This is a genomic window from Lactobacillus helveticus DSM 20075 = CGMCC 1.1877 (assembly GCF_000160855.1).
GTDB lineage: Bacteria > Bacillota > Bacilli > Lactobacillales > Lactobacillaceae > Lactobacillus > Lactobacillus helveticus.
This window is the reverse complement of sequence record NZ_GG700753.1, coordinates 218961-228932: the sequence shown is the minus strand read 5'-3', so window position 1 is coordinate 228932 and position 9972 is coordinate 218961. Positions and strand designations below refer to the sequence as shown.

Below are 9972 nucleotides of genomic sequence, written 5' to 3'. Positions count from 1 at the left end.
GATGTCGACGAAGTAACCAAACAACCTGTAGGTGAATGGAAGAGTCGCAGTGATGTTGACAGAGATAAAAAGGCTGATAGCAATTTTGCAGCAATCAAGGTAGATCCAATTGATGGTTATCCTGTTTCTGCAACCAAGAATGGACAGTAAATTAATATTACTGATAATGAGATTCCGTCCAGCGAATTGCCAGCTTTGATAAATGGTGAACCTGCACAAGATATTACTGTAAAGGTAACTTACACTAAAGATGGTGCAACTAAGCTAGGTACTGGTGCTGATCACAAGGGTGACAAGCCAGGTCAAGACAACACTGTAAAGGTAACTGTCCAAATTCTTGATCAAGATGAAGACGACAAGATCGTTACTGATGCTGATCAAGTAATGACTGGTAAAGCCGGCGACAAGATTGATTGGAAATTGAATAGCGATGGCAAGCTTGAGTTAAATGTTCCAAAGCACTATGTCTTGGGAGATAACAAGAACAACCCCGACTTTAATAATTTCCCTGATCGTTTTTCTGATCCTGACCAAACCTACAAGGTTTATGTAAAACACGCTAAAGAACTGGTAAGTGCAGCAACTCATGAAGGCGACAGTAATTACTATCGTCGGATCACGAGAGCGATTACTCAAAATGTTCCTGGCCAAAAGTCAACCACTATCACAGATAGTATTATTTTCACTAGAAATGGTGTGAAAGACGAAGTTACTGGAGACGTAACTTATGGTAAGTGGACTTTAGCTACAACTGATAAAGAAGGGCAACCACTTGATAGTTTCAAACAGATGGATTTTGCCACTAAGGGCTACAAGGTAACGATTACAAATGGTCAAGGCAAGCAAAACTTGATTCAACTATTATTCTAGCTGAAAAGGTAACTGTTGATTCTAAAGATGAAAGTTACACTGTTGATTACACTCCTGAGACTAAGCCGGGTGAAACAACAATTGATCCTAGTGAAATCGGCCAACCTGCAACCATTATCATTCAATATAAAGATGCAGATGAGGACAACAAGGATCTTTCTACTCAAACATTTACTGGTAAGGTTGGAGAAAAAGTTGATTGGCCAATGGGAGACGGCTACATTCATTTGAATATTCCTGAACATTATACTTTGGCTCCAAATAATAAAAATACGTATCCATCTAAATTTGGTAAGACGAGTCAAACAATTCCAGTTTACTTGAAGCACGAGATAACACCTGGTTATGATCATAAAGATAATCCTGATGTATACCGTGAAGTCAAAGAAACTGTTGTAGTAACTGAACCAACAGATAGTGGAACTGCTACAATGACTACCGGTACTGCGATAGTTTTATATAGAGATATCGATGAAGTAACAAATAGACCTGTAGGTAACTGGCAAAATCTTACTGACTTTAATGGTGATAAGAAGGGTGATACTAACTTTGAAGCTATTAAGGTAGATCCAATTGAAGGCTATACTGCCTCTGTAACTAAGAATGGTCAACCAATTAGTATTACTGACAATGAGATCTCATCAAGTGAGTTATCAGCTTTGGTAAATGGTGAACCAGCAGCTAACATTACTATTGAAGTTAAGTATGATAAAGAAGGTTCAACTAACCCAGGTACTGGCGATGACCAAAAGGGCGATAATCCAGGTAAAGGCGAAGATACCCCAAGCACCGATGATCAAGATTTAACCATCGTTTATGGCATCAGCGATCAAAACAACCACGACTTGTATCGTGATATCATTCGTACGATTAACCAACACATGCCAGATGGTCAGGTTAATAAAATGCGTCAAGGAATTGTCTTCTATAGAAATGCCTACAAGAATAAAGCGGGCAAGATCGTTAAATACGATCAATGGCAATCAACTTCTAGGACAAATACCTTAGCCGCAATGACTATTCCTGGTGCAGGGGATGCCTACAAGATTACTTACACTGAAGATGGCAAGCAAATCGATGGCATCAAGGAAGTTAAGGTTACTCCAGATACCAAGAGCAGCGTAATTGATGTAAATTATGTACCAGTTGAGCAAAAATTTGTGCTTAATTACGTGGATAAAAATGATCCTAAACATGTCGTAGGTCATCAAGATATCCTTGGTAAAATTGGTGAAACGGTTGTAATTGATAAGATGAACATCCCAAAGGGATGGACTGAGGTTCCTGGACAACTAGATTACAATAATTATCACTATAAATTTGGTTCTAAATTGCCTGAGCCAAAGAACATTTTAGTTGAACATAAGATTGATGAAATCAGCGGTTTGCAAGATAAGAACAATCCAGAACTTTATCGTGAAGTAACCAGAACTGTCAATATAACTTATCCTGATGGTCAAACTGGTACAGGTAAGCAACAAATTGTCTTCTATAGAATTAAGCAAGTAGATGAAGCTGAAAATAATAAGACAACGTTCTCACCTTGGACTTCTAATTCTGTCAATGCAAATACTGACGAAGATATTATTCAATATGGATTATTGCCATTGCATCCCGTTAAAGGTTACACTATTGTCGCAAAAGACGGTGATCAACTCTTAACAATTAACTCAAAGGATCAGTTGCAAATTCAATCTGCTTTCAATGATCAAGGTGAACCAATTAACCGTACAATCACTGTAACTTACGTGAAGTCTGGTTCAACTGCCGATCCAACTCAAGATCCAAATACTATTTATAGTAGACAAATCACTTACGTATCTAGTGAAAACAAGGACGAAGTTGTTGGTACTCAAACTATCAAGGGTAAGCTTGGTGAACATATTCCTGTTAAGTTGGAAATTCCAGCAGGTTGGAAGTTGGCTAAGGGAGTGGATGCTCCAACAAGTGTTGTCATTACTCAAGATGACGATACTCCAATTACTATTGCTCTTGATAAGATTGTTAAACCAGATAGTGGCAAACCAACTGGTAGTGATAAACACGAAGGCGGTAAGCCAGGTACCGGCCAACAAGGCGGTAACCACAATGAAGGTGGCACCGGCAGTCAAGGCTCTGGCAACTCAGACCAAGGCAATATCAGCGGCGGCACTACTGGTACCGTAGCTGGTGGATCTGCTTCAGGTCCTCAATCTACTACTGGTTCAACTTCATCAACAACTAGCTCAACAACAGCCGCAACTGGTACAGATACCAAGACTGCTATAGCTGCTAGTCAATCTGACACTAGTTCAGATGACAGTGATCTAGATGATGAAGATTACGATGATGACTCAGGTGACGTAGAAGCACCACGTCATCATAAATCTGGAAAGAGCAGATCTAGTCGTCGTGCCGCAGCCAGTGCCAGCGGTGCCAGTGCTAGTGCTGCTCCTGCTGCAGCTGCACGTTCAACTGCTGCCGCTTCCTGCTACGCATCAAACATCGGCCCTCATGGTCAATCATCTACTGCCGGTTCATCTTCTAACATCGCTCCTAACGGTGAAGCTTTACCAGATGGACAATCGATCAATGCCAAAGGCCAAGTTTTGGATGCTAAGGGTCAAGTGATTGGCTATGTTTATAAAAATGGTCAAGTTCACTACTACTCACTTCCACAAACCGGTGAAAAGCAAAACGATTTAGCAGCTATTTTAGGTGCTAGCGCAATTGCTATTAGCATGATTGGTTTAGCAGGTGTGAAGAAGCGTCGTAATAATTAAAAATAAGCAAAACAGTAAGTATGATTACGGTTAAAGTAATTGACTTACTGTTTTTTGTTAGCAATAATAATTACAGATAAAGTGCTTCTAATGTAAGCGCTTAGTGTATAATGGATTTGTAGATTAAAAATATATATTTTTGAAAGGACTAAATATAACTTATGAGTAGAAAAGTATTTCTTGTTGGTGATGGTGCTGTTGGTTCAAATTTTGCAAATGACTTATTGCAAAATGCTAAGGTTGATGAATTAGCTATCTTCGAGGTAGCTAAGGATCGTCCTGTTGGTGACGCAATGGACTTGGAAGATATCACTCCATTCATGGGTCAAACCGACATTCATCCAGCTGACTACAGCGATGCCAAGGATGCCGACGTTTGTGTAATTACTGCAGGTGTTCCTAGAAAGCCTGGCGAAACTAGACTTGACTTGGTTGCTAAGAACGTCAAGATTTTGAAGAGTATCGTTCAACCAGTTGTTGAATCAGGCTTCAAGGGTGTCTTCGTAGTATCCTCAAACCCAGTTGACATCTTGACTACCTTAACTCAAAAATTGTCAGGTTTCCCAAAGAACCGCGTAATCGGTACTGGTACTTCACTTGACTCAATGCGTCTTCGCGTTGAACTTGCTAAGAAGCTTAACGTTCCAGTTGCTAAGGTTAACTCAATGGTTCTTGGTGAACACGGTGATACTTCATTTGAAAACTTCGATGAATCAACTGTTGATGGCAAGCCACTTCGTGACTACGCAGAGATCAACGACGATGTTTTAAGTGAAATTGAAACTGACGTCCGCAAGAAGGGTGGAAAGATCATTGCTAAAAAGGGTGCTACATTCTACGGCGTTGCCATGATGCTTACCCAAATCGTTAGCGCAGTTTTGGACAATCGTTCAATCTGCTTGCCATTATCAGCTCCAATCAACGGCGAATACGGTATTAAGCACGACTTGTACTTAGGTACTCCAACTGTTATCAACGGTGAAGGTATTGAACAAGTAATCGAAACCAAGCTTTCAGATGCTGAAAAGGCTAAGATGATCAATTCAGCTGACAAGATGCAAGAAGTTTTAGGCGGAATTGAACTTTAATCTAAATATTTAAAAAATTTTGAAAAAAGAAATAATTTTCAGGGGGAATGAAACAAAAATAACGCCATTTTTTTAATCTTGGCAAAGGTGAAGGATAAATCAATTTGTTAAAATCACTCAGGCTTTGAATATATCCATACTTGGACTAGGGAGATCACTGATAATATATGCTTAAAAATATAATTTGGTAATAAATTTTTAAACTAATAAAATAACATAGAATGCTATTGAAATTATCCTCAATTTTTGTACACAAAGCCTTATATTTCTATTATCTAAGGTACTTAACTGTAGATAGAGCAACGGCAGACGTCTTGTAAATAAATAAAAATAACTAAAATGTGGGATGTAAAGTATAAGGATTTGAATATCGAATTATTCATCTCGTATTAGTTTGACGGGGAGTTTAAGTATGTTATCAAAGAATAATTTTAATTAACGTCTTCGTAAAATTGAGCCGAAGAAAGAGCAGTTCTCTATTCGTAAATTTTCGGTAGGGGCTGCTTCTGTTTTAATCGGGTTCTTCTTTATGAACTCTATAGGTGATCAACAGGTTCAAGCTGCGGATAATAATCCTGCGGTTAAACCAGATGATGCCAAAGTTGCACAATCAGAAAGTGGTACTAAGGATACTACGGAAGTTACCAAGAATGACGGCAGTGTAGAAAGTTTGGAAGAAAATCCTGACGTCAAGAAAGTAGCTGCAACTATTAAACCAATTAAAAAGACTGAAGAAACAAGCTCGACAGGGAATGAGAATAATGTTGAAGCAAATAAATCAGTCGATCAAAATGCTAATTCTGTAAATAAAACGTCAGAGCAGGTAGCTGCTCCTAAGCAAGAAGAAAAGAAAGCTACGCAAAAGCCTGTAACGTCTCAAAATCAGGCTCAGTCTGAATCAATTCAAAACAAGAAGAATAATACTAAGACTGATCAAACAGGCAAGACAAAAGAGACTAAGACGGTTAAGTTGCCAGATACTCCGAAGACTCTTTCTTTAGCTGATTTTACTAAGGAAACTAAGGAGTTAGAGACTAAACTTCCTAACATGAGTGAGGCTGAACGTAAAGCTGTTGCAGATAAGCTCCTTGCTGATCAAAAGACTTTGTCTGCCGCAGATCAAGCCAAACTTGCTACTATGATTAGTGAGCAAGCTGATATTTCTAATGGTCAAACTGAACACGCTCATGACTACAGTTCATTCTTAAGTGCGTTGCGTAATGCTAATGCAAGTACCATTGTCTTAGATAACGATATTGACTTTAGTAATGCTAATTTAAAGCATGGTCTTCTTAATTTACAGGGTGGTAACTGGGAGAGACTTAACAATAAAGGCATAGCTCGTACAGTTACAATAGGTAGTAAGAAGGCAGACGGCACCATTACTGAATTAAAATTTGGTGATCGTTACATTGCCTTTACCGATGATAACCAAAGCAATGGTCAAGGTTGGCACATCAAATTAAGTGATCTTACGCTTCAAACTGAAAATGTTTATGGTCCACTTTACTTTGCACTTGTAGGTGTTACAAATGCTGGACAAGATTACGTTGAATATCATAATGTTACTACTACGACTGATACTAAACGAGTCTTTAATTATGATGCTGCTAATGTTCAATTTTCAGGTGCTAACGTCCTCAACTCAAGTCCTGAAAACGGTGGTGCCGCAATTTATGCTAATAGTGTCGAAGTTTTAGATGGTAACACAATCGTTAATGCTTTGCCAGATGCTAAAACTACTGCTGGTGGTGATGGTAATGCTGCCATCTTAATCGGTGCTTATAAATCTCATGGTAATATTGTCATTGATGAAGGTGCTAATTTAACTGTTAACACAGATGGGCACTATGGTAAACAATTAGATAATACTTACGATCCTAACAGGAACCATGATATGTTGGGCATTCGCTACCAAGGTGCTGGTGCTCAAGGTAAGTCTATTGATGAAGCTACTGGTGGTGTAGTCCGGAATGGTAGCTTAACCATTAATACTGGTACTGGTGGTTCAACTGCAATTGAAGCCGGACACCTTGACGTACAAGATGGCGCAAATGTAACCATTAATAGTAAGCATGATACTCACTTAGGTCACGCCGGCGATCACTGGGGTCCTATCATGCTTGGTTACGCAGATGGTGATAACAATGCCGAAACTCGTATTGGCAAGGGCGCTAACTTAACCATTAAGCGTATAAGTTTTGAAGCTTATGCACCAATGATCAGTTTTGGTGGTGGTATGGCCAATAATGGTAAGACCTTTAGAGTCGAAGTTAATGGCGGTACTTTAGACTTACAAGATAGTGCTAAGGACGTAGCAACTTGGCAAAAGAGTTGGGTAACTAATGCTCCACGTGCAGGTATGATCACTATGTGGGGTACTGGTGGTAACGACACTATCGAGTAACCCTGAATACATCAACTTGCAACGTAAGAATGCAAATCAAGCTGGTAGTATGTTCAGAATGTAAGGTTCGCAGAACCATTTCTACATTAACGATCCATCAGCTGATTATTATCAAAAAGATGGCAATACTGCCGCCACTGTTCCAGTTTTCATCATTACAATGAAAATGCCAATTATTCGCGTTGATGCGGATCATCCTAATGAATTGGTTGATCCAAGTGCATATTCTCGTCAAATCAATTTTGTCGTTAAATATGATGGTGCAGGTGAATTAACACCTAAGGACAATGTTCAAACCATTGACTTTAAGAGTACCGTTACCGCTAGTCTAATCACCGGCAAGATCATCGAAGATGGCAAGTACACCACTCCTTGGCAATCAGATCAAGAAATCATTTAGCGATGTGGTTGTTCCTGTCGTGCCTGGATACCATGCCGACAAGAAGATGATTAATGGCATTAAGAGTGTTGATTCAATCGAAAAGACCGTTAACTATGCACCAAACGGCTGCATTATTCCGGTAGATCCTGATAACAAGGAACTTAAGGATGTTAAGCAACCAATTTACAAGACCAGTGCAACCGATGCTACCCAAGTAGAAAGCGGAATTCTTTTGCCTAAGGTTAAGGGCTACAACTGTAACTATTACGCCAGAAGATCCAGGCAAGGATACCAAGGTAACCTATAAGCCGATCAAGAAGGACGACGTTTTGGTAATTAAGGTTGGCAAGAATAAGGCAACTGATACTGAAGCAGCTAAGGCTCTTGAAAAGCCAGCAGAAGAGGCTCCTGCAAAGATTGCTGAAGAAAAACAAGAACCTGCTGCTCCAGCAACTGAACCAACACCTCAACCTGTTGAAAAGCCAGTTATTCCAGAACCTAAGATGGCTGAAACTTCAGAAAATCCTGAAGCTGAAACTCAAGAAGCAGTAATCAACTTTATTGATCTTGATTAAAATGGTAAGCAATTGACTTCTTCAGGCGTTTTGAGAGGGATGCCAGGTGAAAGCATTAATGATCTTTACAGCAGTGAAATTCCGCTTAAAGTGATTAAGAAGGCTGGCTACAAGGTTGTCTTCAACAACTTCGACATCCCTGGTGTCACTCAACGCTTCAGCAACAATAAAGTGATGATTCAAATTTTTACTATCGGTTTGAGCAAGAAAGACTCTACTGAAGGTAACAATTAAATTATCTAAATGAAATAGTGAGCAAATATGCTTGCTATTTTTCTTTAGTCAGGTATTATTAATTAATAAAAGATTAAAATATGGAAAAAGGTATACTATGACAGCTATCTCAGAACAAGAACTCGCTGGCTTTTCAGCGGACTTTAACTCTAATGAAAAAAATAAAGTTGCATCCCGTGCTGTACGTCGCAGTGGCTTATACGAAGCATCATTCAATGATCGCGTTTCTGAACGTTTGAATCACGTCTTTTCTACCGAATTAGACGTTGGCGGTGTTACTGATCAAAAGCACTCTGGCCGCTGCTGGGAATTCGCTACTTTGAACGTTTTGCGTCACTACTTTGGTAAGAAGAATAAGGTGAAGGACTTCACATTCTCTCAAGCTTATAATTTCTTCTGGGACAAGATTGAAAGAGCTAACGCTTTTTATAACGCAATGATCAAGTTGGCTGATAAGCCAATCAACGATCGTGAAGTTCAATCTTGGCTTGAATTCGCTGGTCAAGATGGCGGCCTTTGGAGCATGGCCATTAACTTGGTTAAGAAGTATGGTGTAGTGCCATCATATGCAATGCCTGAAAGTTTCAACTCTAACAACACGACTGCTTTAATTGATTCACTTGCACGTAAGGAAAGAAAAGATGCTTTGCTTTTACGTAAGTTGGTTAATGAAGGCAAACAAGATGAACTTGAAGCTGCCAAGAAAAAGTGCTTGGGTGAAGTTTATCGCATGGTTGCTGTAGCTTTGGGTGAACCACCAAAGAAGTTTGACTTGGAATATCGTGATGATGACAAGAAGTATCATTTGGAGAAGGATTTGACTCCACAAGCCTTCGTACAAAAGTACTTCAAGGACTTTAAGTTTGATGACTATGTTGTTTTGTCCAACTGCCCCAACCACGCATTTAACAAGCTTTACCACATGCCACTTTACGACAACGTTGAAGGCGGCGACCAAATTAAGTTTTTGAATGTGCCAATCGAATACTTGGCTAACGCTGCTGTAGCACAACTTAAGGCGGGGGATGCCGTAATCTTTGGTAACGACGTCTTGAAGCAAATGGAAAGAAAGACTGGTTACTTAGATACCGAACTTTACAAGACCGATGAATTGTTTGGCGTTGACACTAAGATGAGCAAGGCCGATCGTTTGAATACCGGTGAAGGCTTTGCGACTCACGATATGACTTTAGTGGGTGTTGATGAAGATCACGGCCATATCCGCAAGTGGAAGGTCGAAAATTCTTGGGGCGACAAGTTTGGTCACAAGGGCTTTTATGAGATGAGCCAACCATGGTTTGAAGACTACGTTTACGATGTTGTCGTTAGAAAAGAATTTTTGACTAAGGAACAAGTTGAACTTGCTGAAGGTCCAGCAGTAGACTTGAAGCCTTGGGATAATATTGGCTAATGTGATATAATGAAAATGAAAAAAGAGGCCGGCATTACGACTGCCGCACCTCTTTAGTGCAAAACCGTTAAAAAACGGTGGTACTGTTTAGGATTAATTAAAAACCGCTAAACTTCTTCCAAAAGCTATTGAAGCGGTTTTTAATTTTGCTATTTTTCGAGAACAAGTGCAGAAATGTACTTGTTCTTTTTATTTTAAAAAACATAAAAAATAACTTTATTTTTAAAATAGTTTAAATTTCTG

At 39.4% G+C, this 9972-nt stretch carries 9 protein-coding genes and 1 pseudogene; all 10 read left to right on the top strand.

The features are described 5' to 3' along the window. Window positions 1-186 precede the first annotated feature (186 nt). Window positions 187-870, top strand: a complete 684-nt coding sequence (locus HMPREF0518_RS04700) for a mucin-binding protein (protein ID WP_003626634.1) — start codon at window positions 187-189, stop codon at window positions 868-870. After that, the gene (locus tag HMPREF0518_RS10715; protein WP_307913925.1) at window positions 861-3632 is read left to right on the top strand and encodes an LPXTG cell wall anchor domain-containing protein; all 2772 of its coding nucleotides are present in this window, start codon (window positions 861-863) and stop codon (window positions 3630-3632) included. Before HMPREF0518_RS04700 ends, HMPREF0518_RS10715 begins: the two co-directional genes overlap by 10 nt. Window positions 3633-3793: 161 nt before the next feature. Beyond that, window positions 3794-4720 (top strand): L-lactate dehydrogenase, encoded by a 927-nt coding sequence (locus HMPREF0518_RS04685; RefSeq protein ID WP_003626630.1) that lies wholly within the window; start codon window positions 3794-3796, stop codon window positions 4718-4720. Window positions 4721-5171: 451 nt separating this feature from the next. Then, window positions 5172-5240: pseudogene (locus HMPREF0518_RS11115) on the top strand (YSIRK-type signal peptide-containing protein); the annotation flags it as partial. 9 nt (window positions 5241-5249) lie between these two features. Further along, complete coding sequence (locus HMPREF0518_RS04680) at window positions 5250-7127, top strand: pectate lyase-like adhesive domain-containing protein (RefSeq protein WP_003626628.1); 1878 nt, start codon at window positions 5250-5252, stop codon at window positions 7125-7127. Window positions 7128-7293: 166 nt separating this feature from the next. Further along, window positions 7294-7527: a mucin-binding protein gene (locus tag HMPREF0518_RS04675; RefSeq protein ID WP_097550855.1), complete on the top strand. Its 234-nt coding sequence runs from the start codon at window positions 7294-7296 to the stop codon at window positions 7525-7527. Continuing rightward, window positions 7481-7816 (top strand): hypothetical protein, encoded by a 336-nt coding sequence (locus HMPREF0518_RS04670; RefSeq protein ID WP_143441673.1) that lies wholly within the window; start codon window positions 7481-7483, stop codon window positions 7814-7816. The genes HMPREF0518_RS04675 and HMPREF0518_RS04670 overlap by 47 nt, the downstream gene beginning before the upstream one ends. Before the next feature lie 22 nt (window positions 7817-7838). Beyond that, entirely contained in the window at window positions 7839-8084 is a 246-nt protein-coding gene (locus HMPREF0518_RS10710) for a hypothetical protein (protein ID WP_003626622.1), read from the top strand. A gap of 12 nt (window positions 8085-8096) precedes the next feature. After that, a complete protein-coding gene (locus HMPREF0518_RS10705) occupies window positions 8097-8318 on the top strand; it encodes a hypothetical protein (protein WP_023191705.1) in 222 nt (73 codons plus the stop codon). 97 nt (window positions 8319-8415) lie between these two features. Further along, on the top strand, window positions 8416-9729 hold the full coding sequence (locus tag HMPREF0518_RS04660) for a C1 family peptidase (RefSeq protein WP_003626619.1): 1314 nt from the start codon (window positions 8416-8418) through the stop codon (window positions 9727-9729). Window positions 9730-9972: the final 243 nt, after the last annotated feature.